Genomic DNA, 23,668 nt, shown 5'->3' on the forward strand with positions numbered 1-23,668 from the left:
TAAAAAAAGACTGCAAGTTAGCAGTCCTTGATTACAATATGTACCCTTCATTATGAACCGATAAGCTTAATAACAGTTGCGACAATGAACAATAAAGCAAAGAAGCCAAAAGAAACCCCAAATCCTACTCCAGAATCGATAGCGTCGTTACGTTTGCTTTGCACGTTTTTTTCAAATTGATTCACAATCTACCCCTCCTATTTTCAAAATATAGTATAAGCTATTTGGCTGAAAAAATCCAGCCTCCCTTTACCGTTTTCCTGTAATGACAAGAGTTGTCAAAATACTATGATTCAGTTAAGGCTACACTATTATTACGTTAGGAACTCCGCCAGGCAATTACAGATCCTAGGGCTGAATATTGCAGGCGTTCATTATAGATCGGGAATTGGCACTTATTAGTTAATTGCTAATTCCCTTTAAGTACTTGTCAAATCGTCCAAGCTTCATTACGATAAGATGTAAGTGAAATGAAGGGGAGCGCTGGACAATGGTATTGGATATTTGGAGGAGAATCAAGAAAAAAGAAATTGCTCCTATCTATTTATTATATGGAACAGAAGCATATTTAATCAATGAAACGAAGCAACTACTTCTTAACCATATATTAGACGAAGAAGAGAAGGACTTTAATTTTTCTTCATATGACTTAGAGGAGACCCCCATTGATGTGGCATTGGAGGATGCAGAAACGTTTCCTTTTCTAGGTGAAAAAAAAGTTGTTTTTTTACATAATCCCGTATTTTTAACTGCGGAGAAAACGAAGGAAAAGGTTGAACACGATTTAACAAAACTTGAAGCCTACTTGAAAGAACCAGCCCCGTATACGGTGATGGTTATTTCAGCGCCATATGAAAAATTAGATGAGCGAAAAAAAATCACGAAAGAACTGAAGAGAAACGCAGAACTAGTAGAAGCTAAAAAATTAAATGAACATGAGTTGAAAAACTGGGTGAAGGATCGTGCGGCGGGAAATGGAATTGAAATAGAGGCGAATGCTGTTGATCAATTACTAGCCTTAGTTGGAACAAATATGTTTATGCTAACCACAGAAGTGGATAAGTTGGCTTTGTATGCAGCAGACCATAAAAGAATTGATGTGGATTTAGTTGAAAAATTAGTGGCCCGATCTCTTGAACAGAATATTTTTACCTTAATTGAGAAAGTGGTTCAACGAAAATTGGATGAGGCACTACGGATTTATTATGATTTGCTAAAGCAAAATGAGGAGCCAATTAAAATCCTTGCCTTACTAGCCGGGCAATTTCGCTTAATTTATCAAGTAAAGGAACTCTCTAGAAGAGGGTATGGTCAACAGCAAATTGCTGGTTACTTAAAAACCCACCCGTTTCGTGTCAAATTAGCAAGTGGACAGGCAAATAAATTTACAGATGAAGAATTAGCTAAACTTATGGAATGGCTTGCTGAGGCTGACTATCAAATGAAAACAGGCGGTATGAACAAATCCTTGCTTATCGAGATGCTATTGTTTCGTTTAAAAAGATAAAGAAACATAAAAAAACGATTCCTGAGCGGAATCGTTTTTTTATTGCGCTCTATATTATAGAGCGTTTGATTTTTTCATTAGACGTGATTTTTTACGAGCAGCAGCATTTTTGTGGATAAGACCTTTTGCAGCAGCCTTGTCTAATTTACTAGCAGCAGTTACTAATGCTTCTTTTGTAGCAGCAGCGTCATTAGTTGAAACAGCAGCTTCTACTTTTTTAACAGCCGTACGCATTGCAGATTTAGCAGTTGTATTTTGAGCATTACGAGCTTCAGTTGTTTTAACACGTTTAATAGCAGATTTAATGTTAGGCATTATTACATTCACCTCCTACAAAGAATCGAGACTATATGAACTCGACTTTACATTCATCAATAATAATTCAGAACAAGAAGTATTTTATCAAACGATGGCCTATATTGCAATACACAAATGAAAAGTGATAATTATTTTAACTTGCATGTTTTGAAGTGAAGAGGGCAAAAATAGGAAATAGTTTCTATTTTCTGGAGAACATGTTAGGAGTGAAATGTGAATGAGCATGAGTGAATCAATCGACTTAAGTCAATACTCGGTTAGAACTGACCTGGCCATTGAAGCAAGGGAAATGGTGATCGCTGGTAGAAAGGGGACTGTCGAGCAAGAGGAAGACCTTTCACAAATTGAGGGAGTAATAATTAAGGAAAAAGATGTTGACGATATAAAAATTTCTTTGGTTGAGGTAACAAAACAAGGAGAGCAACAGCTCGGGAAAAAAGCAGGAAGATATTTAACGGTAGAGGTGCAAGGAATCCGTCAGCAAAACACAGACACACAGCACAAGGTAGAGGAAATATTTGCTAGGGAATTTGCTCATTTTCTAGAAGGGTCTGGAATTAAGAAAACAGACTCGTGCCTTGTTGTTGGACTGGGAAATTGGAATGTAACTCCTGATGCATTAGGGCCAATGGTTTGTGAAAATCTTTTAATTACAAGACATCTCTTTCAGCTTCAACCAGAAAATGTGGAGGAAGGGTACCGATCTGTAAGTGCCTTGTCTCCTGGAGTGATGGGACTAACAGGGATTGAAACAAGTGATATTATTTTCGGTGTGGTAGAAAATACAAAACCGGACTTTGTAATCGCTATCGACGCTTTAGCATCTAGGTCAATCGAAAGGGTTAATTCAACCATTCAAATCTCTGATACAGGTATTCACCCTGGTTCAGGTGTCGGTAATAAAAGAAAAGAACTTAGCAAAGAAACGTTAGGGATTCCTGTCATAGCAATTGGTGTTCCAACGGTGGTGGACGCAGTTTCCATTACTAGTGATACGATTGATTTTATCCTTAAACACTTTGGTAAAGAATTAAAGGAGGGCAATCGCCCCTCAAGAGCGCTGGCACCAGCAGGCATGAGTTTTGGAGAAAAGAGAAAGTTAACCGAGGAAGATTTACCAGAAGAAAAACATCGGAAAACCTTTCTCGGAATTGTTGGCACCCTGCCAGATGATGAGAAAAGGAAGTTGATTTATGAGGTACTTGCACCAATTGGCCATAACTTAATGGTTACTCCAAAGGAAGTTGATGTTTTCATTGAGGATATGGCGAACCTCATTGCAAATGGCTTAAACTCATCGCTTCACACTGCGGTTGATCAGGAAAACGCCGGATATTATACAAAATAAAATTTTCTTAGGGGGCTTGGTTTTTACCATTAGCCCCTTTTTAGAACAGCTTTAGCTGTTATTTATGGTTCTACCAATTCTAGTATTGTCATAAGATTTACTAGAATCGTTTAAGCGGGGTGGAACTATGAAAAATGCTAGAACATCTGGAACGTTTTTTATCGTCCAAGGGACAAGCTTATTTAAAATAATCGCTGCTCTGTTACTCTTTATCATATTGATTTTTTCTATAAGCGGCCTTTTAACGTCACTCAAGCCACAATATAGGCTGATGTCATCTTCTGTAAACCAAGCTGCCACAAATGTGAATGGAGAACTCCTCTACCAACTGATGGGCTGGGAAAATCACCATTTTCTAAAGGTGGAAAATAATTGGGCTACAACACCTACTCTGACCAATTTGGTTTTTAAACTATCTAGTAATATTAATTTGAATGACCCACGAAGTCTTCTTGGAAGAGAACTCCCAGGATTCTATCAATTTGATGGAAAAATTCTTGTGGCAGGAGAGGGCACTAATTATACCAATATGCCAATTGAATCAGCACCGCCCATTGAGATTATGAAGGCAGAACGGGAAGCGGCATTACAAAATCTTGAAGGATTAGATAAGCCAACAAACGAGAATCCTTCTACAACGCCAGGGCAAACGACGGGAAATCGACAAGTCGTCTATGTTTACTTCTCGCATAATCGGGAATCCTATTTACCATATCTTAAGGGTGTAACCAATCCAAATCTGGCTTATCATTCTCAAATTAATGTCACAAAGATTGGTGACCAGCTTAGGACGAGTCTTAAGGATAGAGGAATCGGAAGTTTTATTGATAAAACAGATATCCAAGCAAACTTAAATAAAAAAGGTTGGAAATTTCCAAGATCTTATGAAGAATCACGATCTGTTGTCCAAACAGCCATGGCCTCTAATAAAGATTTGCAGTATTTTATTGATATTCATCGAGATTCGCAACGGAAGGACAAAACAACCGTATCGATTAATGGAAAACCGTTTGCTAAGCTTGCGTTTATTATTGGAGGTAAAAACCCAAATTATGAGAAAAATGCAAAGCTAGCAACAGAACTGCACAATCTTTTACAGAAAAAATATAAGGGATTAAGCAGAGGCGTTATGGTTAAAAATGAAGCTGGATCAAATAGTATCTATAACCAAAACCTATCATCAAATGCTATTCTAATTGAGTTTGGCGGGGTAGATAATACGTTTGAAGAGTTAAACCGTTCTGCTGATGCTCTTGCTGAAGTATTTAGTGAGTACTACTGGCAGGCAGAAAAGGTGAATCAGGATGTTAAGCAGTCAACTGATAAACAATAAGTGTAAGGGAGCAGTTGTATGAAGTTATTTATGCTTAAAAGCGTTGGTATTGCCGCTCTCATGCTAATCTCTGTTTTAACAGGCATGCAATTAGCCAATAACGGAATTCATAAAATGAAAGGGTACGACGATCCAAACTTTCATCAGGCTGTCAGCTTAAATGAAACTGATAATCACATAAGTGCCTCCATATTAGGTAAAAATATTTCCAGTCATGATATCGAAGCAAAGAAGAAGAAGCTTGAAGAGATAAGCGCCTATAACTTCTTTTCCTCAATGGGGAGAAAAATGTCTGATGGGATATCAAATGCCTCTGAAAATCTGATTCAAAAAATAACGAAATAAAGCAAAAGCGGTGCCTAAAAAGGTGCCGCTTTTCGAATTTAATTGAATCTCGAATGCTCTACTGATATAATCAAAAATAGTGTACATGTGCGAGTATAGTAGGAGTGAAAGACCATGAACAGAGAAGAAAAACTCAAACGACAATCAAAGATCAGAAATTTTTCCATTATCGCTCATATCGACCATGGAAAATCAACATTGGCTGATCGTATTTTGGAAAAAACAAATGCATTATCATCGCGTGAGATGAAAGACCAGCTATTGGATTCCATGGATCTTGAAAGGGAACGCGGGATTACCATCAAGTTAAATGCTGTACAGTTAAAATATAAAGCGAAAGATGGAGAAGAATATATTTTCCATTTAATTGATACACCAGGGCATGTCGATTTTACGTACGAGGTATCAAGGAGTCTTGCTGCTTGTGAAGGGGCTATATTAGTCGTCGACGCAGCACAAGGAATTGAAGCACAAACACTAGCAAACGTATATCTTGCCTTGGATAACAACCTTGAAATTTTACCTGTTATTAATAAAATTGACTTACCAAGTGCCGAGCCGGAGAGAGTTCGGAATGAAATTGAAGAGGTTATCGGCTTAGATGCATCTGAAGCCGTTTTAGCTTCAGCTAAAGCTGGAATCGGCATTGAAGATATTCTTGAACAGGTCGTGAAAACAGTTCCAGCTCCAACAGGAGACCCGGAAGCTCCATTAAAAGCCCTGATTTTTGACTCGTTATATGACGCATATCGTGGCGTTGTTGCCTATGTTCGTGTAGTAGAAGGGTCTGTAAAAGTCGGCGACAAGATTAAAATGATGGCAACTGGAAAAGAATTTGAAGTAAATGAAGTGGGAGTATTCACTCCAAAAGCTACGCAACTTAACGAATTAACAGTTGGAGATGTTGGCTTCTTAACTGCATCTATTAAAAATGTCGGTGACACTCGTGTGGGTGATACCATTACAAATGCGAAAAACGGAACGACTGAAGCGCTTCCTGGTTACCGGAAATTAAACCCAATGGTATATTGCGGACTTTATCCAATTGATACAGCTAAGTTTAATGATCTTCGTGAAGCCCTTGAAAAGCTTCAATTAAATGATTCTGCTCTTCAATTTGAACCAGAAACGTCACAAGCGCTTGGTTTCGGTTTCCGTTGCGGATTCCTTGGACTTCTTCATATGGAAATCATTCAAGAACGAATTGAGCGTGAATTTAAAATTGATTTAATTACAACTGCACCAAGTGTTATCTACCATGTCTACATGACAGATGGTACTAAAGTAAATGTAGACAACCCTGCTAACATGCCTGAACCACAGAAAATTGACCGCGTAGAAGAGCCTTATGTTAAAGCGACAATGATGGCTCCAAATGATTATGTTGGTGCAATCATGGAACTTTGTCAGTTAAAGCGCGGGAATTTTATTGATATGCAATACCAGGGCGAGAACCGGGTTAGTATCGTTTATGAAATTCCTTTAGCGGAAATTGTCTATGATTTCTTCGATCAGTTGAAATCCAGCACAAGGGGCTACGCTTCTTTTGACTATGAGTTGATTGGTTACAAACCATCTAGCCTGGTTAAAATGGATATATTACTAAATGCAGAACAAGTCGATGCATTAAGTTTTATTGTTCATAAAGACTTTGCTTATGATCGTGGTAAGGTTATAGTTGAAAAACTAAAGGAATTGATTCCAAGACAACAATTTGAGGTTCCTATACAGGCTGCAATCGGTCAAAAAATTGTTGCTCGTTCTACGATTAAAGCGATGCGTAAAAACGTGTTAGCTAAATGTTACGGGGGAGATATTTCCCGTAAACGTAAATTACTTGAAAAGCAAAAAGAAGGTAAAAAACGGATGAAACAAGTAGGGTCTGTTGAGGTACCGCAGGAAGCGTTTATGGCTGTACTAAAGATGGATGACAATAATACAAAAAAATAAATAACTAATTGGAGGTTAGGACATGCCTGTGACAGGCATTCTAGCCTCTTTTTGTTACTAGCATAAGGAAGTGTTAAAAATGATAAAAGCTGCCTATCTTCATATCCCTTTTTGTGAGCATATTTGTCATTATTGTGATTTTAATAAAGTTTTCCTAAAAGGGCAGCCAGTTGAGGACTATTTAAAAGCACTTGATCAAGAGATGAAACTAACTCTTGCAAAGTATCCAACCAATCAATTAGACACCATTTTTGTTGGGGGTGGAACACCTACCTCATTAAATGAACAACAGCTCTTTACATTTTGTGAGAGCATAAATAAAAACCTTCCACCAAGTAATGATGTTGAATTTACTTTTGAAGCAAATCCGGGTGATTTATCCATTGAAAAATTACAAATATTAAAGGATGCTGGGGTAAACAGGATCAGCCTGGGCGTTCAAACCTTCAATGAAGACCTTTTAAAAAAAATCGGTCGTGTCCATAAAGCTAAGGATGTCTATCAAACCATTGAGAGTGCTAAAAGAGTAGGTTTTGAAAATATCAGCATTGATCTAATCTTCAGCCTGCCTTCGCAGACAGTCGATGACTTTAAAGAATCATTAACGCAAGCTTTTTCACTCGATATCAATCATTACTCTGCATATTCATTAATCATTGAACCGAAGACTGTTTTCTATAATCTATTAAAAAAAGGGAAGCTCCCAACCCCTGGGGAGGATATAGAAGCCAAAATGTATGAGATATTAATGGATGAAATGGAGAAACATGGATTCCATCAATATGAAATAAGTAATTTTTCTAAGCCTGGTTTTGAGAGTAAGCATAACCTGACGTATTGGAACAACGAATATTATTACGGGTTTGGCGCTGGGGCACATAGCTATGTGAATGGGTTTCGACGCTCGAATTCAGGCCCATTAAAAAAATATATGGACCAAGTTAATAGCGGATTGCTTCCGGTTTTGGATGATCATCAAGTTACAAAAGCAGAACAAATGGAAGAAGAAATGTTCCTTGGATTGCGTAAAACAGAAGGAGTTTCCATTTCTCATTTTATTGAAAAATTTGATCAGGACCCCTTACAGTTATTTAAAAAGGAAATTACTGAATTAATTAGTAAGAAATGGATAGAAGTGAAGAACGATAATATATATTTAACTAAAACGGGTCGTTTTTTAGGAAATGAGGTTTTCCAGGCCTTTTTGGGCGCGGTCTAGTCAATCCGTCACAAATATCGGCTTTCTTTTTAATTGACACCATCCCCCCTTTTTTGATAATTTATTAATATAATTAGCACTCGGTAACTATGAGTGCTAACAGAGGTGATGAATGTTGCTAACAGATCGTCAATTGTTGATTCTTCAGGTTATTGTTGATGACTTTATTCGATCTGCTCAACCAGTCGGCTCAAGAAGCTTGTCGAAAAAAGAGGAAATTTCCTTTAGCTCTGCTACGATTCGCAATGAAATGGCCGACCTAGAAGAGTTGGGGTATATTGAAAAAACGCATACCTCCTCAGGAAGAGTTCCATCTGAAAAAGGTTATCGGTATTATGTCGATCATTTACTCTCACCGCAGGCATTAAATCAGCAGGATGTTTCCATTATTCAATCGATTTTTGCCGAAAAAATTTATGAGTTTGAGAAAATTATTCAAAGGTCTGCAAAAATACTTTCTGAATTAACCAATTACACATCGATTGTGCTTGGACCAGCTGCTAGTATCAATAAACTGAAAAGAATTCAGATTATTCCTTTGAATAAGGAAACAGCGGTAGCCATCTTCGTTACAGATACAGGTCATGTTGAAAACAGAACCTTTTCCTTACCTGCCTCTATTGATGTGAGTGATTTGGAAAAAACAGTAAATATTTTAAATGACCGTCTTGCTGGTGTTCCGCTAGAAGATTTGAACGACAAAATTTACAAAGAAGTTGCCATGTTGCTTAGGCAGCATATTCATAATTATGATTTGATGCTGCATACAGTAGCAGATTCACTAAAAATGCCAGTCACTGAAAAACTTTTCTTTGGTGGAAAAACAAATATGTTAAGCCAGCCTGAATTTCATGATATAAGCAAAATCCGTACTTTACTAACCATGATTGACCAAGAAGAGTGGATTTACAATTTGATTCGAAAAGATTCAGCTGGGATTCATGTCAAAATAGGAACAGAAAATAATATCAGTGCTATGGATAATTGTAGTTTGATTACTGCTACTTATTCTGTTGGAGTTGAAAAGTTAGGTACAATTGCGATTCTTGGTCCAACCCGAATGGAATATTCACGTGTCATTGGGCTGCTCCAATTGTTAAGTAACGACTTGACGGCGGTTTTGACAAGACTGTATCAAACCAAGTAGCACTGGCAATATTGAGTAAGGGTGAAATCCTTATGTTTCACCCCCTTTTCTATGAGAAATAATTTGACTATAAATAGTAGATGCTTTAAGGGAGGTGAGTAAGTTGACAAATGAAAAAACCAATTCATTGAATGAAGAAGTAGAAATCGAGAGTGCTGACCAAGTTGAACTTACCGAGGATCAAGCGGTTTTAAATGAAGAGCAAATTTTAGATGAAACCTCGGTAGACCCTGGTGAGGAGTATGTAAAACAAATCCAAGTGCTTAAGGATAAGTTAGAGGAAGCAGATAATCGTTATTTACGTCTTCAAGCCGATTTTGATAATTTCCGTCGTCGCACTAGATTAGATTTAGAAGCGAGCGAAAAATATAGAGCACAGAAACTTATTACTGATTTACTACCTGCATTAGACAACTTTGAAAGAGCAATGCAGGTTGAGGCAGACAATGAACAAACAAAAGCATTACTTCAAGGGATGGATATGGTATACCGAAGTTTGGTAGATGCCTTGAAAAAGGAAGGTGTGGAACCAATCGAAGCAGTGGGTAAAGAATTTGACCCGCATCAACACCAAGCAGTTATGCAGGGGGAAGATGAAAACTTTGGTTCTAACATTGTTACTGATGAATTTCAAAAAGGTTATTTGCTAAAGGATCGAGTGATTCGACCATCCATGGTAAAAGTAAATCAATAAAGACTACATATTATTTTTTTAGGAGGAAAAGGCAATGAGTAAAATTATTGGTATTGACCTTGGAACAACAAACTCTTGTGTGTCTGTACTTGAAGGCGGAGAGCCAAAAGTTATTCCTAATCCAGAAGGTAATCGAACAACTCCATCTGTTATTGCGTTTAAAAATGGCGAGCGTCAGGTTGGGGAAGTAGCAAAGCGTCAAGCTATCACAAACCCAAATACGATCATGTCCATTAAACGTCATATGGGTACGAACTATAAAGTTGGAATTGAAGGCAAGGATTATACGCCACAAGAACTTTCAGCTATCATTCTTCAATATTTAAAATCTTATGCTGAAGATTATCTTGGCGAACCTGTGACAAAGGCTGTTATTACAGTACCAGCTTACTTTAACGATGCAGAGCGTCAAGCAACAAAGGATGCTGGAAAAATTGCTGGTCTAGAAGTAGAGCGTATTATCAATGAGCCTACAGCAGCTGCACTTGCCTATGGTTTGGATAAGACAGACCAAGATCAAACTATTTTAGTTTACGACCTTGGTGGCGGTACATTTGACGTTTCTATCCTTGAATTAGGTGACGGTGTTTTCGAAGTAAAATCAACTGCAGGTGATAATCGTCTTGGTGGAGATGATTTTGACCAAGTTATTATTGATTACCTTGTTAAGCAGTTCAAAAAAGAAAATGGCATTGACCTTTCACAAGATAAAATGGCTTTACAGCGTTTAAAAGATGCGGCTGAAAAAGCGAAAAAAGATCTTTCTGGTGTAACATCCACACAAATTTCTTTACCGTTTATCACAGCTGGGGCTGCTGGTCCACTTCACCTTGAAGTGACTATGTCAAGAGCGAAATTTGATGAGTTATCCGCTCCTCTTGTTGAACGGACAATGGGTCCAACTCGTCAAGCGTTAAGCGATGCAGGATTAACGGCTTCACAAATTGATAAGGTAATCCTTGTTGGTGGTTCAACTCGTATTCCAGCTGTCCAAGAAGCGATTAAAAAGGCTACTGGACAAGAGCCTCATCGTGGAGTGAATCCAGATGAAGTAGTAGCGATGGGTGCTGCTATTCAAGGTGGAGTCATTACGGGTGATGTAAAAGACGTAGTATTACTTGACGTAACTCCTCTTTCACTCGGTATTGAAACAATGGGTGGAGTATTCACTAAGTTAATTGATCGTAATACAACGATTCCAACATCTAAATCACAAGTATTCTCGACTGCTGCGGATAACCAAACAGCTGTTGATATCCATGTCCTTCAAGGGGAACGCCCAATGGCAGCAAACAACAAAACGCTTGGCCGTTTCCAGTTATCGGATATCCCACCAGCACCACGTGGCATTCCACAAATCGAGGTTACTTTCGATATTGATAAAAACGGTATTGTAAATGTTCGTGCGAAAGATCTTGGCACAAATAAAGAACAACAAATTACGATTAAATCATCTACAGGACTTTCTGATGAAGAAATCCAAAAAATGGTTAGAGAAGCGGAAGAAAACGCAGAAGCAGATAAGCAGCGTAAAGAAGAAGTGGAGCTGCGTAATGAAGCAGATCAGTTAGTATTCCAAACTGAAAAAACAGTAAAAGATCTTGAAGGTAAGGTAGACGCTGCTGAAGTTGCTAAAGCAAACGAAGCTAAGGATGAATTAAAGCAAGCGATCGAGAAAAACGACCTTAATGAAATTCGTTCGAAGAAGGATGCACTTCAAGAAATCGTTCAAGCTTTAACTGTTAAACTGTATGAACAAGCCGCACAAGCTCAACAACAAGCAGGCCAAGAAGCAGGTAATGCGGGTGGCAAAGACGATGTAGTTGATGCGGAATTCGAAGAAGTAAAAGACGACAAATAAGTTGTTGGCTAACTAACAAGAGAAAAAGTCAAAGTCAGTCTAAGGGCTTTGGCTTTTTCTCTGTACTAAGGAAAAGTATTTTATTGCAATCTACATCTTATGGGTGATAGAATAATCTTTATGTGAAAGATTCGGGAGTGGTAATCATGAGTAAACGGGATTACTATGAAGTGCTTGGTGTCAGTAAGAGTGCTTCAAAGGATGAGATAAAAAAAGCGTATCGTAAGCTCTCTAAACAATATCATCCTGATATTAATAAAGAGCCTGATGCGGCAGATAAGTTTAAGGAAATTGCGGAAGCATATGAAGTATTAAGCGATGATCAAAAAAAGGCGCATTATGATCAATTCGGTCATACGGATCCGAATCAAGGATTCGGGGGCGGCGCTGATTTTGGTGGCGGCTTTGGTGGATTTGAAGATATCTTTAATACTTTCTTCGGAGGTGGCGGCGGCTCAAGAAGACGTGACCCTAATGCACCTAGACAAGGTGCTGACCTCCAGTATACAATGACAGTTTCTTTTGAAGAAGCAGCATTTGGAAAAGAAACCGATATTGAAATCCCTCGGGAAGAAACATGCGAAACATGTAATGGTTCAGGTGCTAAACCTGGTACGAATCCTGAAACATGTAATCACTGCCATGGATCAGGTCAATTAAATGTGGAGCAAAATACTCCATTTGGCAGGATTGTGAATCGCCGTACATGTCATTATTGTAATGGTACCGGAAAAGAAATCAAACACAAATGTTCAACCTGCGGTGGTGCTGGTAAGGTAAAGAAACGTAAGAAAATTCACGTTAAAATTCCTGCTGGTATTGATGATGGTCAGCAACTTCGAGTATCTGGCCAAGGGGAAGCGGGAATGAATGGGGGACCAGCTGGAGATCTTTATGTAGTTTTCCATGTCCGTCCACATGAGTTTTTTGAAAGAGATGGCGACGATATTTACTGTGAAATGCCAATCACCTTTGTTCAAGCATCTCTAGGCGATGAGATTGAAGTACCTACTCTTCATGGGAAAGTTAAACTGAAGGTTCCAGCTGGTACACAAACAGGTAAAAAATTCCGTCTTAAGGGTAAGGGTGTTCCAAATGTCCGTGGCTATGGTGTAGGTGATCAGTACATTATCGTGCGAATTATCACCCCAACTAAGCTATCAGACAAACAAAAGCAACTTCTTAAAGAATTTGCAGAACTAAGCGGTAATTCACCAATTGGTGAACACGAAGAAAGCTTCTTCTCAAAAGTAAAACGTGCATTTAAAAGCGAGTAAGGATTGGAGTTGGTAGATGTGAAATGGTCTGAAATCAGTATTCACACAACAAATGAGGCGATTGAACCTATTTCTCATATTTTGCATGAAGCTGGGGCGAGCGGTGTAGTCATTGAAGATCCATTCGAGTTGACGAAAGAAAGGGAAGATCAATTCGGAGAAATCTACCAACTAAATCCCGATGATTACCCTGAGGAAGGGGTAATCGTCAAAGCTTATTTACCCGTTAACAGCTTCCTTGGTGAAACCGTTGATGCCATAAAAGAATCAATCAATAACTTAATTATTTATAATATTGATATCGGCTTAAACAAAGTAACTATTAGTGAAGTGAATGAAGAAGAATGGGCAACAGCTTGGAAGAAGTATTATAACCCTGTTAAAATATCCGAAAAGTTTACGATCGTTCCTACATGGGAGGAATATACTCCGGTCAGCAGTGATGAACTAATTATTGAATTGGATCCAGGTATGGCCTTTGGTACTGGAACACATCCAACCACCGTAATGTGTATTCAAGCTATAGAACGAACTGTTAGGCCTGGAGACCGAGTAATTGATGTAGGGACAGGATCCGGTGTATTGAGCATAGCAGCTGCCATGCTTGGTGCAGAAGATGTTAGGGCCTTCGATCTAGATGAAGTAGCAGTTACGCAGGCAAGGCTTAATATTAAGCTTAATAAAGTGCACCCATCAGTTACGATTTCCCAAAATAACCTGTTGGACAATGTTGAGGAAAATTCAGCAGATGTTATAGTTGCCAATATCTTAGCTGAAGTTATTTTGCGGTTTACTGATGACGCAGCCCGTGTGATTAAGCAGGGTGGTGCTTTTATTACATCAGGCATTATTAAGCAGAAAAAAGATCAAGTTAAAGAAGCATTAGTGAACTCAGGATTTGAAATTTTAGAAACAATCTTAATGGAAGACTGGGTTGCAATTATTGCAAAAAGGATATAGTGATGGAAAAAAGGGGTGGTTATTCCCCTTTTTTTCATTTCCACCTTTTAAATTAACCGCTTCTTTAGTAAAATAAAGAGTAAAATGTTTTAGAGAGGGTGCATTGTGTGCAACGTTACTTTGTTAAACAACGAGCAAATGATGATCGTTTTTTAATTGATGAGGAAGACCGTCATCATATCGTAAAGGTTATGCGCATGCAAATAGACGATCAAATCATTTGTGTTGATCCTGAAGGGAAACAGGCTGTTTGCAGGCTTGCAGAAATTACCGATGAAAGAGTCGTTGCAGACGTTGTACAATGGAAAGAAGAGTCTCCTGAACTACCGATTACAATTACAATTGCTAGCGGCCTGCCCAAGAGGGACAAGCTAGAATGGATTATTCAAAAAGGTACTGAATTAGGGGCACATCAGTTCCTCCCCTTTTCTGCTGCTCGTTCAGTAGTGAAGTGGGATGAAAAAAAAGCAGCGAAAAAAATAGATAGATGGCAGAAAATTGCCAAAGAAGCTGCTGAACAATCCCATCGTGCGGTAATGCCAGAAATTATTAGCCCGATGACATTTAAAGCTTTATTGGGAAAAAGTAAGGAATACCAATATAAATTGGCTGCCTTTGAAGAAGAAAGTAGAAAAGGGGAGGCCTCTGTTTTTGCTTCTACTTTGAAGCAAATGAAACAAGGGGAGTCCCTTCTTATCGTTTTCGGACCAGAAGGCGGTTTAGCAGATGAAGAGGTAGAGTTATTACAGGAACATGGGTTTAAACTTTGCGGGTTAGGCCCACGTATTTTACGAACGGAAACAGCTCCACTGTATACACTGGCGGCTATTTCCTATCATTTTGAATTATTGAGGTGAGGTTCCAATGGCAACAGTCGCGTTTCATACACTTGGATGTAAAGTGAACCATTATGAAACTGAAGCAATTTGGCAGTTGTTTAAACAAGAAGGCTACGAGAGAGTGGAATTTGAATCCATCTCCGACGTATATATTATTAATACATGTACAGTAACCAATACAGGCGATAAGAAAAGCCGTCAAGTGATTCGTCGTGCTGTAAGAAAGAATCCTGATGCGGTTATTTGTGTAACAGGTTGTTATGCTCAAACATCGCCTGCAGAAATCATGGCTATCCCAGGTGTTGATATTGTTGTAGGTACACAAGACCGTGTGAAAATGCTTGAATATATTGAGCAATATAAAGCAGAACGACAACCTATTAATGGTGTTGGGAATATTATGAAGAATCGAGTGTATGAAGAGCTAGATGTTCCTTCTTTTACTGATCGAACACGCGCATCTTTAAAGATTCAAGAAGGCTGTAATAATTTCTGTACTTTCTGTATTATTCCCTGGGCAAGAGGGTTGATGAGATCACGGGATCCAAAAGAAGTCATTCGTCAAGCGCAGCAGCTAGTGGATGCTGGGTATAAAGAAATCGTGTTAACAGGTATTCATACTGGCGGTTACGGAGAAGACATGAAGGATTATAACCTTGCTTTGCTGCTCCATGATTTAGAGGCTCAAGTTAAAGGAATTGAGCGTCTTCGCATCTCTTCCATCGAAGCGAGTCAGATTACGGATGAAGTGATTGAAGTCATTAAACATTCAAATATCGTCGTCCGTCATTTACACATTCCATTGCAATCCGGTTCAAATTCTGTCTTAAAAAGAATGCGACGTAAATATACGATGGAATTCTTTGGAGAAAGACTGGAGCGACTTAAAGAAGTGCTTCCAGGGCTTGCTGTTACTTCAGATGTAATTGTTGGATTCCCTGGTGAAACAGAAGAAGAATTTATGGAAACATTTAATTTTATTAAAGACCATAAATTCTCAGAATTACACGTATTCCCTTATTCTAAACGTACAGGAACGCCAGCTGCGCGTATGGAAGACCAAGTAGATGAAGAAGTGAAGAATGAGCGGGTTCACCGGTTGATTTCTCTTTCTGACCAGCTGGCTAAGGAATATGCTTCTCAATTTGAGGGCGAAGTATTAGAAGTCATTCCAGAAGAGGAATACAAAGAAGCAGGAGTGACAGGTATGTATGTTGGTTATACCGATAATTACCTAAAAGTAGTTTTTCCTGCTACTGAAGATATGGTTGGTAAAATTGTAAAAGTAAAAATTACTAAAGCTGGTTACCCTTACAATGAGGGACAATTTGTCCGAGTAATAGAAGATACGGCATCAGTGAAGGAAGAAGTTTTTACTAAAGAAGAAGCTGCTATTTAAGGACCCATTTGGGTTCTTTTTTTAGTTTGAGTAGGGCATACTACCTTTAGCAGCAAAAATATTTCTTTCTGAACCACCTAAGAGTGTTTTCATTTCGAAGTGAAATCGGAGGGAATAAAAGCATATGGCTACGACGAATGTTGCTGCAATGATAGATCACACTTTGCTAAAACCAGAAGCGACGAAAGAACAAGTAGAGAAATTGTGCCAAGAGGCGATAGAAAATAAATTCTTTTCAGTTTGTGTGAATCCAGTGTGGGTACGAACCTCGAAGGAATTAGTAAAAAACAGTGGAGTAAAAGTCTGTACTGTTATTGGATTTCCATTAGGGGCATCAACATCAGAAACTAAGGCATTTGAAACCAAAAATGCGATTGAAAACGGTGCTGATGAAGTTGATATGGTAATTAATATCGGTGCACTTAAGGGCCAAAACGATACCTTGGTAGAAAGTGATATTAGGGCCGTTGTCGAAGCAGCAAAAGGCAAGGCACTGACTAAAGTGATTATTGAAACAAGTCTCCTAACAAAGGAAGAAAAAATTCGCGCCTGTGAGTTATCCGTTAAAGCGGGGGCAGATTATGTTAAAACCTCAACAGGATTTTCAACGGGTGGCGCAACGTTTGATGACATTGCTCTTATGAGTAAAACGGTGGGGCCTACGATTGGAGTCAAGGCATCCGGTGGTGTAAGAAGCACAGAGGATGCGCAAAAAATGATTGAAGCAGGCGCTACAAGAATCGGTGCAAGTTCAAGTGTGGATATAATAAAAGGACTCACAGTTACCTCAGCATACTAAAAAGACGGCCTAAAACGCCGTCTTTTCTTTATATTTTAGGCTGTCTGTCATGAAAAAATAAAATCATTTTTCCAAATTTCTCTGCAAAAGGTAAGACTAGTAACGATGTGGCAATATTAAAAATCACACTTATATGTGCTAACTGAACCTCGATGCGACTTGCCAGCAGGTTGGCATGCTCATTAAGCATGGGTATCAGCGGAATAAACAACAAGACCCCGAAGACATTTAACCAAACATGTGCAAATGCTGCCAATCGGGATTCTTTACCGCCACCTATAGAAGCGATCACTGCTGTAATACATGTACCAATATTAGCACCAAGCACAATCGCGATTCCAGCATCAAGCTGTAACAAACCAGCTGTTAAAAAGCCCATGGCAATCCCAGTCATGGCTGTACTTGATTGGATAATAGCTGTAATGATTGTCCCTGTTAATAAACTTAAAAAGATATGATCATTAATAGATAAGATAAAGTTATGAATGAAGTTCATGGATGTTAATGGTTGTGCCAGTAGTTCAAAACCCTTCATGGCCGTAAACACAGAAGCAATCCCAAAAAGAAGCATCCCAATACTTCGAGCCTTTTTGTTTTTAAATAATATTAGGAATGCCCCACTTACAGCTATTGGTACTAAAGCTGCATCAATATTAAAGGTAATAAGTTCTGTCTTAAAGGTAGTCCCAATATTGGTTCCAAGAATAATTCCAATCGACTGAGGAAAGGTCATGATTCTTGCAGAAATTAATCCGATCGTAATAACCATTACTGCTGAGCTGCTTTGTAAAAGGGCCGTAATAAATGTGCCTGTCAGCATACCTTTTAATGGTGAGCTGGTTAACTTGATTAGCCACGATTTTAGTTTGTTAGCTGATAAATTGAATAAGCCAAATCTTATTATTGTCATTCCAAAAATAAATATTAAAATACAAAGAATAAATAATAATATGTATAGCATGTTTTAGGCCCCCCTCACCTCATTGTATGGTCATTGCCAAAGGGACATGCCACTTTTCAATGGAAAAAGGGACAGACCTTCATCAATTTCTTAAAAATTTTAAAAAGCATGTTCTATCAACAAGAAATTCAGTTGACCTTGTTTCAAGGTTATATTATAATTGCAAGGTACATGGATTGAATGTAAGTGTGTTGTGTTTCGGAGGGAGGGAAAGAGAATGTCTAAAACCGTCGTTCGTAAAAACGAATCGCTTGAAGATGCTCTTCGTCGCTTCAAACGTACAGTATCAAAAACTGGTACTTTGCAAGAGGCAAGAAAGCGCGAATTTTATGAAAAGCCAAGTGTTAAACGTAAGAAAAAGTCTGAAGCAGCTAGAAAACGTAAGTTTTAAGAGAGGGTGTAATACATGAGTCTTCTCGAGCGTTTAAATAATGATATGAAACAAGCGATGAAAAACAAGGAAAAAGACAAACTCTCAGTCATTCGGATGGTTAAAGCTTCGTTGCAAAATGAAGCTATTAAGCTTGGAACAGAGCTTCCCGAAGATGCAGAGTTAACGGTCCTTTCTCGCGAAGTAAAACAACGCAAAGACTCCCTCCATGAATTTGATAAGGCTGGTCGTGAAGATCTAGTTGAGAAATTGCGTACAGAGTTGGCAATTGTCGAACTGTATTTACCGAAACAGCTTTCAGAAGAAGAGCTGTCTGAGATTGTAACAGAAACAATTTCAGAAGTCGGTGCAAAATCAAAAGCGGAAATGGGAAAAGTGATGGCTGCTATCATGCCTAAAGTTAAAGGTAAAGCAGACGGATCGCTTGTAAATAAACTTGTACAACAACACCTTTCATAGTATTCTGACACAAAGATCGATGGCTTTCAGCTATCGGTCTTTTTACATATATATTTATGAAACTTTTTACATGTTAAAACGTAATAAGTAGAGTCAGGATGAAAGGGAGAGAGGGGGATATGAATGATCGCATTTCTTACTGACCCGATTGTTGTAACGGTTCTGTTAACGATTGCTGGAGTTGGAATCGTCTTAGAGCTATTTTCACAGAAATTTGGTATCGCTGGTTTCATTGGGGTAGCTGCACTATTGCTATTCTTTTATGGGCATTTTCAAGCAGGGCTGGCTGGATACGGGACATTAACCCTATTTGTAGCAGGAATCCTTCTTATCTTCTTAGAGTTCTTTCTACCGGGAGCTGTTTCTGGTACCCTTGGCGTCGCTGCATTAATTTTAAGCCTTTTTTTAGCTGGGGAAGATGCCCTCCAAATAGGAGTCTCTATTTTAATTGCCTTGTTCGTTTCTATAAGCGTTTTCTTTATTATGATAAAAGTACTTAACAAAAAGCTTGTTCTCTTTAATAAAATGGTACTATTCGAGACAGCGAGGAAAGAAGATGGGTATGTTTCTAATGTGAACCGTACAGACCTGTTAGGAATGGAGGGTAAAGCATTGACCATTCTTCGACCGGCAGGGACTGTTATCATTAATAACGAAAGAATAGATGTGGTAAGTGAAGGCGGTTTCATCGAGCAGAATGCAAAGGTAACAGTCATTAAGGTAGAAGGAGCCCGAATTGTTGTAAGAGAAGTATAAAAAATGAAGGGGGTATTTAGAATGGTAGGTAGTGGAACAATTTTTATTATTGCTATTGTCATTATTGCACTTATCTTTTTAGGGATATTATTATCATTTGTCCCTGTTATGCTGTGGATTTCAGCACTGGCAGCCGGTGTTCGAATCAGTATCTTTACATTAGTTGGAATGAGGCTAAGAAGGGTAACCCCGAGCAGGGTCGTTAACCCTCTAATAAAAGCACATAAAGCAGGCCTCAATGTTACAACTAATCAACTAGAAAGTCATTACCTAGCTGGTGGAAATGTGGATCGGGTCGTAAATGCTCTTATAGCTGCCCACAGGGCAAATATAGAATTATCATTTGAGCGCTGTGCAGCAATTGATCTTGCAGGTCGTGATGTGCTAGAGGCCGTTCAAATGAGCGTTAACCCGAAAGTCATTGAAACACCATTTATTGCGGGTGTTGCGATGAATGGTATTGAGGTTAAAGCGAAGGCAAGAATTACTGTTCGTGCTAATATTGAGCGACTAGTTGGTGGGGCAGGGGAAGAAACCGTCGTTGCTCGTGTTGGTGAAGGGGTGGTCTCTACCATTGGTTCATCAGATAGTCACAGTAAGGTACTTGAGAACCCTGATCTTATTTCACAAACAGTCCTTTCCAAAGGACTTGATGCAGGTACAGCGTTTGAAATCTTATCGATCGATATTGCTGACGTTGATATCGGTAAGAATATAGGTGCTGAACTTCAAACAGAACAGGCGGAAGCGGATAAAAAAATTGCACAAGCGAAAGCAGAAGAACGCCGAGCGATGGCAGTAGCTCTAGAACAAGAAATGAAAGCCAAGGTTCAGGAAATGAGAGCCAAAGTAGTGGAAGCAGAAGCAGAGGTCCCTCTGGCAATGGCAGAAGCACTTAAGTCTGGTAATATCGGTGTAATGGATTATATGAACATTAAAAATATTTCTGCTGATACAGATATGAGAGGATCCATCGGAAAAATAACAGGTGAGAAAAAAGACGACCAATAACCCACTTTAATTAAAAAAGGAGGGTAGGATTTGGAAACGATACTATTCTTAATCATTGTCGGCGTGATCTCAACAATCTTTGGTAAAACAAAAAGCACCCAAGGAAAGTCACGAAATAAGCCTTTTTCCGTAGGTAACATGAAAGATATTCGAACGCTTTTTGATGAATATACCAATGAAAAACCAAGAGAAACCTTCTCCGTTGAAACGAAGACACATACAGAAGTGCCGCAAAACTTAATAAAAAATCTTGAAAAAGAATATGTTCAAGTGAGGCAAGAGTCAGAAGCTAGTCGTACTAGAATGGCAGTAACTCGGCAACAGGCTGAACGAGTGATAGCCCCTACTACGAAAGTGAACCAGCAGGAAAAAACTATCCCTGTTGCTTTAGAAAATCCAGATGCGAATACGATTGTTAATGGAATCATTTGGTCAGAAATTCTTGGTGAACCGCGCGCAAAAAGACCTTATTTTTCAAAAAGAAGATAAATAGATTAGATTAAAGCAACATGTGTATCTAAATAGAAAAAATTGTGCTAGAACCCCCTTTCTTTTCATAAATATGAGATGAAAGGGGGTTCTTTTTTTATGGCAAAAAAATGGGCCGGGCGGGTTCGAAACTGGATGGCTACTAAAATGGATCTTCCTCAAGATGTCATGATGGATTTGCCGCGAATAACGATGATAGGACAAATTCATATATATATAGAAAACCATCGCGGCCTTCTGGCATTTTCTGATAAAGAACTCCGATTGTTGTTAAAGCAAGGTCAATTATTAATAAAAGGCAAATCTTTTGTTATTAAAACAATCTTACCTGAAGAAATTTTACTCCAAGGAAAAATTGATCAGGTGACTTATATATCAGATAACCCGGGAGGTACAAAATGAAGAACCAGTGGATAGAATTTTTTTATGGCAGGGTTACCGTTAGAGTTTCAGGAAAGGGGCTTGAGCGGTTTATAAATGTGTTAATAAGAAATGGTCTACATATTTGGAATGTAAAACGTCATGGTACTGAGACCATAACATTTAAGATGAGACTTCAGGACGCTCTCCGAATCAGAAAATTTGCCAGGAAAAGTGAATGTACTATCTCTTTTTTACAGCGAAATGGTGCGCCTTTCCTATTACGGAGATTGTTAAAGAACAGCGGCTTCTTAATTGGAGCAGCTACTTTTTTACTCCTTATATTCCTTCTGTCAAATGTCATTTGGGGAATTGAGATTAAGGGGGCAAAACCAGCGACAGAGTATCAAATACGCAAAGAATTGGACAAGATGGGGGTAAAAATAGGTAAGGTCCAATTTTTTGTAGATAATGTGGAAGGGATTCAAAGAAAATTAACGAATAATATTGGTGCGTTAACATGGGTCGGTGTGGAACTAAAAGGGACAACCTATCATCTTCAAGTAGTTGAAAAAAATGAGCCCAAAAAACCTGAGGTTCTGTCTCCACAAAATTTAATTGCTAAAAAGAAGGCTATTATTGTAAAAATGTTTATTGAAGAAGGCCAAAAGATTGTAGACATTCATGATCATGTGGAAGCAGGACAACTCCTCGTTTCTGGTGCGTTTGGACAGGAAGAGAGTCCGAAATTGGTGGCAGCAAAAGGGGAAGTTTGGGGTGAAACCTGGTATAAGAGCCACGTTGAATTGCCGCTAGTCAGTAACTTTAAAGTATATAATGGTAAGGAAAAACAAAAGCACTCCCTCTTGCTTTGGAATATGAAAGTGCCTATTTGGGGTTTTGGAAAGCCGGAGTTTAAAGAATATGAAACGGAGGAGAATACACATAAAATCCATTTTTTAAGATGGGAATTACCTATTTCTTACGTAAATACAACGTTGCGTGAACGGGAGGAAATTACTCGAACCAATACGGTTAAACAGGCTGAGGAAATTGCGTTAGAAATGGCAAAAAAAGAAATAAAAAGTCACTTAGATGAAGATGCTATTATAAAAGATGAAAAAATTTTACACAAGGCAAATGAAAATGGTAAAGTTATACTAGATATTCATTTTAAGATAATTGAAAATATTGCGGTCGGACAACCAATTTCCAAGGAGACTCCTGAATGACAGAAAAATTAACTACTATAAATGTTCAGCTAGAAAATCCGGCAGAGGCCATTACGCTTCTCGGTAATTCAGACCAAAACTTAAAAACCATTGAACAAGAGCTTGGTGTATCCATTATTACAAGAGGAGAATCTGTAAGCTTGTCAGGTGATGAAGAGAAGGTTACGATGGCAGGAGAAATTATTGACAGATTAATCTTTGTTATTCGTAAGGGTATTAACATCAGCCAAAGAGATGTTTTATACGCCATTCAAATGGCGAACAAAGGAACGCTTGATTACTTTGTTAATTTATATGACGAAGAAATTGGGAAAAACGTTAAAGGTAAAACCATTAGAATTAAAACGCTTGGACAAAGACAATATGTACAGGCTATTAAGAAAAATGACCTTGTTTTCGGGATTGGACCGGCTGGGACCGGGAAAACCTATTTAGCCGTAGTTATGGCTGTTAACGCGCTTCGAAATGGTAACGTCAATAAAATCATCCTAACAAGACCTGCTGTTGAGGCAGGAGAAAGTCTTGGCTTTCTACCTGGGGACTTAAAGGAAAAGGTTGACCCTTATTTGAGGCCACTATACGATGCGCTTAATGATATATTGGGCGTAGAACATACTCAAAGATTAATTGAACGGGGAACCATTGAAATAGCTCCATTAGCATACATGAGGGGCCGTACATTGGACGACGCCTTTGTTATTTTGGATGAGGCGCAAAATACAACTCATGCACAAATGAAGATGTTTTTGACTAGACTTGGTTTTGGTTCCAAAATGGTAATTACAGGTGACCAAACCCAAATTGACTTGCCAAAGGGTGCTAAATCTGGGCTAATTGTCGCAGAAGAGATATTACAAAATGTGAATGGTATTTCCTTTGTGTTTTTAGAACAAAGTGATGTTGTACGTCATCCGTTAGTTGGTAAGATCATTCAAGCCTATGAAAAGATAGTTAATCAAAAGTAAGCAAGGGGATAAACCATAAGGGTTTATCCTCTTTTTTTTCATTAAACG

The 23,668-nt window shown here is 38.5% G+C and carries 25 protein-coding genes; 22 read left to right on the plus strand and 3 right to left on the minus strand.

Features of this window, described 5'->3' with window-relative positions:
- Nucleotides 1-50: 50 nt before the first annotated feature.
- On the minus strand, nucleotides 51-185 hold the full coding sequence (locus QFZ87_RS09820; RefSeq protein ID WP_309860525.1) for a YqzM family protein: 135 nt from the start codon (nucleotides 183-185) through the stop codon (nucleotides 51-53).
- Nucleotides 186-490: 305 nt separating this feature from the next.
- On the opposite strand from QFZ87_RS09820, the gene holA reads away from it, so the two are divergent.
- Nucleotides 491-1,507, plus strand: coding sequence for a DNA polymerase III subunit delta (holA, locus tag QFZ87_RS09825; protein WP_309860527.1), 1,017 nt, complete (start codon nucleotides 491-493; stop codon nucleotides 1,505-1,507).
- Nucleotides 1,508-1,561: 54 nt separating this feature from the next.
- Here the strand turns inward: holA and rpsT are convergent, their stop codons facing one another.
- Nucleotides 1,562-1,822 carry a 30S ribosomal protein S20 gene (gene rpsT, locus QFZ87_RS09830; protein ID WP_309860529.1) on the minus strand — a complete coding sequence of 87 codons (261 nt, stop codon included), beginning with the start codon at nucleotides 1,820-1,822 and terminating at the stop codon, nucleotides 1,562-1,564.
- 226 nt (nucleotides 1,823-2,048) lie between these two features.
- On the opposite strand from rpsT, the gene gpr reads away from it, so the two are divergent.
- The 13 genes from gpr to deoC all read left to right on the plus strand — a co-directional run bounded on the left by gpr (nucleotide 2,049) and on the right by deoC (nucleotide 16,996).
- Nucleotides 2,049-3,173, plus strand: coding sequence for a GPR endopeptidase (gene gpr / locus QFZ87_RS09835; RefSeq protein WP_309867746.1), 1,125 nt, complete (start codon nucleotides 2,049-2,051; stop codon nucleotides 3,171-3,173).
- A 127-nt stretch (nucleotides 3,174-3,300) separates the two neighbouring features.
- Nucleotides 3,301-4,506: a stage II sporulation protein P gene (gene spoIIP / locus QFZ87_RS09840; RefSeq protein ID WP_309860531.1), complete on the plus strand. Its 1,206-nt coding sequence runs from the start codon at nucleotides 3,301-3,303 to the stop codon at nucleotides 4,504-4,506.
- A 30-nt stretch (nucleotides 4,507-4,536) separates the two neighbouring features.
- Nucleotides 4,537-4,851: a YqxA family protein gene (locus tag QFZ87_RS09845; protein ID WP_309860533.1), complete on the plus strand. Its 315-nt coding sequence runs from the start codon at nucleotides 4,537-4,539 to the stop codon at nucleotides 4,849-4,851.
- Between the two features lie 114 nt (nucleotides 4,852-4,965).
- On the plus strand, nucleotides 4,966-6,801 hold the full coding sequence (gene lepA, locus QFZ87_RS09850; RefSeq protein ID WP_309860535.1) for a translation elongation factor 4: 1,836 nt from the start codon (nucleotides 4,966-4,968) through the stop codon (nucleotides 6,799-6,801).
- Nucleotides 6,802-6,880: 79 nt separating this feature from the next.
- Nucleotides 6,881-8,020 (plus strand): radical SAM family heme chaperone HemW, encoded by a 1,140-nt coding sequence (gene hemW, locus QFZ87_RS09855; protein ID WP_309860537.1) that lies wholly within the window; start codon nucleotides 6,881-6,883, stop codon nucleotides 8,018-8,020.
- Nucleotides 8,021-8,135: 115 nt separating this feature from the next.
- Nucleotides 8,136-9,167 carry a heat-inducible transcriptional repressor HrcA gene (hrcA, locus tag QFZ87_RS09860; protein WP_309867749.1) on the plus strand — a complete coding sequence of 344 codons (1,032 nt, stop codon included), beginning with the start codon at nucleotides 8,136-8,138 and terminating at the stop codon, nucleotides 9,165-9,167.
- 103 nt (nucleotides 9,168-9,270) lie between these two features.
- Nucleotides 9,271-9,861 (plus strand): nucleotide exchange factor GrpE, encoded by a 591-nt coding sequence (gene grpE / locus QFZ87_RS09865; RefSeq protein WP_309860539.1) that lies wholly within the window; start codon nucleotides 9,271-9,273, stop codon nucleotides 9,859-9,861.
- 34 nt (nucleotides 9,862-9,895) lie between these two features.
- On the plus strand, nucleotides 9,896-11,722 hold the full coding sequence (gene dnaK, locus QFZ87_RS09870; protein ID WP_309860542.1) for a molecular chaperone DnaK: 1,827 nt from the start codon (nucleotides 9,896-9,898) through the stop codon (nucleotides 11,720-11,722).
- A 146-nt stretch (nucleotides 11,723-11,868) separates the two neighbouring features.
- Nucleotides 11,869-12,999 carry a molecular chaperone DnaJ gene (dnaJ, locus tag QFZ87_RS09875; RefSeq protein ID WP_309860544.1) on the plus strand — a complete coding sequence of 377 codons (1,131 nt, stop codon included), beginning with the start codon at nucleotides 11,869-11,871 and terminating at the stop codon, nucleotides 12,997-12,999.
- Between the two features lie 18 nt (nucleotides 13,000-13,017).
- Nucleotides 13,018-13,959: a 50S ribosomal protein L11 methyltransferase gene (gene prmA / locus QFZ87_RS09880; protein ID WP_309860546.1), complete on the plus strand. Its 942-nt coding sequence runs from the start codon at nucleotides 13,018-13,020 to the stop codon at nucleotides 13,957-13,959.
- Nucleotides 13,960-14,066: 107 nt separating this feature from the next.
- Nucleotides 14,067-14,816 carry a 16S rRNA (uracil(1498)-N(3))-methyltransferase gene (locus tag QFZ87_RS09885; RefSeq protein WP_309860548.1) on the plus strand — a complete coding sequence of 250 codons (750 nt, stop codon included), beginning with the start codon at nucleotides 14,067-14,069 and terminating at the stop codon, nucleotides 14,814-14,816.
- Nucleotides 14,817-14,823: 7 nt separating this feature from the next.
- Nucleotides 14,824-16,197, plus strand: a complete 1,374-nt coding sequence (gene mtaB / locus QFZ87_RS09890) for a tRNA (N(6)-L-threonylcarbamoyladenosine(37)-C(2))-methylthiotransferase MtaB (RefSeq protein ID WP_309860550.1) — start codon at nucleotides 14,824-14,826, stop codon at nucleotides 16,195-16,197.
- Between the two features lie 124 nt (nucleotides 16,198-16,321).
- Nucleotides 16,322-16,996 (plus strand): deoxyribose-phosphate aldolase, encoded by a 675-nt coding sequence (gene deoC, locus QFZ87_RS09895; RefSeq protein ID WP_309860552.1) that lies wholly within the window; start codon nucleotides 16,322-16,324, stop codon nucleotides 16,994-16,996.
- Between the two features lie 28 nt (nucleotides 16,997-17,024).
- Here deoC and QFZ87_RS09900 read toward each other — a convergent pair whose 3' ends face one another.
- The gene (locus QFZ87_RS09900) at nucleotides 17,025-17,957 is read right to left on the minus strand and encodes a Na/Pi symporter (RefSeq protein WP_309860554.1); all 933 of its coding nucleotides are present in this window, start codon (nucleotides 17,955-17,957) and stop codon (nucleotides 17,025-17,027) included.
- Nucleotides 17,958-18,174: 217 nt separating this feature from the next.
- On the opposite strand from QFZ87_RS09900, the gene rpsU reads away from it, so the two are divergent.
- From rpsU to QFZ87_RS09940, 8 genes are all read left to right on the plus strand, one after another.
- Complete coding sequence (gene rpsU / locus QFZ87_RS09905) at nucleotides 18,175-18,348, plus strand: 30S ribosomal protein S21 (protein WP_007087607.1); 174 nt, start codon at nucleotides 18,175-18,177, stop codon at nucleotides 18,346-18,348.
- Nucleotides 18,349-18,363: 15 nt separating this feature from the next.
- A complete protein-coding gene (locus QFZ87_RS09910; RefSeq protein WP_308083126.1) occupies nucleotides 18,364-18,807 on the plus strand; it encodes a GatB/YqeY domain-containing protein in 444 nt (147 codons plus the stop codon).
- A gap of 123 nt (nucleotides 18,808-18,930) precedes the next feature.
- Nucleotides 18,931-19,563: an NfeD family protein gene (locus QFZ87_RS09915; protein WP_309860556.1), complete on the plus strand. Its 633-nt coding sequence runs from the start codon at nucleotides 18,931-18,933 to the stop codon at nucleotides 19,561-19,563.
- 21 nt (nucleotides 19,564-19,584) lie between these two features.
- A complete protein-coding gene (floA, locus tag QFZ87_RS09920) occupies nucleotides 19,585-20,574 on the plus strand; it encodes a flotillin-like protein FloA (RefSeq protein WP_309860558.1) in 990 nt (329 codons plus the stop codon).
- A 30-nt stretch (nucleotides 20,575-20,604) separates the two neighbouring features.
- Complete coding sequence (locus tag QFZ87_RS09925) at nucleotides 20,605-21,063, plus strand: hypothetical protein (protein ID WP_309860560.1); 459 nt, start codon at nucleotides 20,605-20,607, stop codon at nucleotides 21,061-21,063.
- Between the two features lie 99 nt (nucleotides 21,064-21,162).
- Entirely contained in the window at nucleotides 21,163-21,465 is a 303-nt protein-coding gene (gene yqfC, locus QFZ87_RS09930) for a sporulation protein YqfC (RefSeq protein ID WP_309860562.1), read from the plus strand.
- Entirely contained in the window at nucleotides 21,462-22,655 is a 1,194-nt protein-coding gene (yqfD, locus tag QFZ87_RS09935) for a sporulation protein YqfD (protein ID WP_309860564.1), read from the plus strand. Before yqfC ends, yqfD begins: the two co-directional genes overlap by 4 nt.
- Nucleotides 22,652-23,620: a PhoH family protein gene (locus QFZ87_RS09940; protein WP_309860566.1), complete on the plus strand. Its 969-nt coding sequence runs from the start codon at nucleotides 22,652-22,654 to the stop codon at nucleotides 23,618-23,620. Before yqfD ends, QFZ87_RS09940 begins: the two co-directional genes overlap by 4 nt.
- The last annotated feature ends 48 nt before the right edge of the window (nucleotides 23,621-23,668 follow it).

Source organism: Bacillus sp. SLBN-46, assembly GCF_031453555.1.
In the GTDB taxonomy this organism is placed as follows: Bacteria; Bacillota; Bacilli; order Bacillales; family Cytobacillaceae; genus Neobacillus.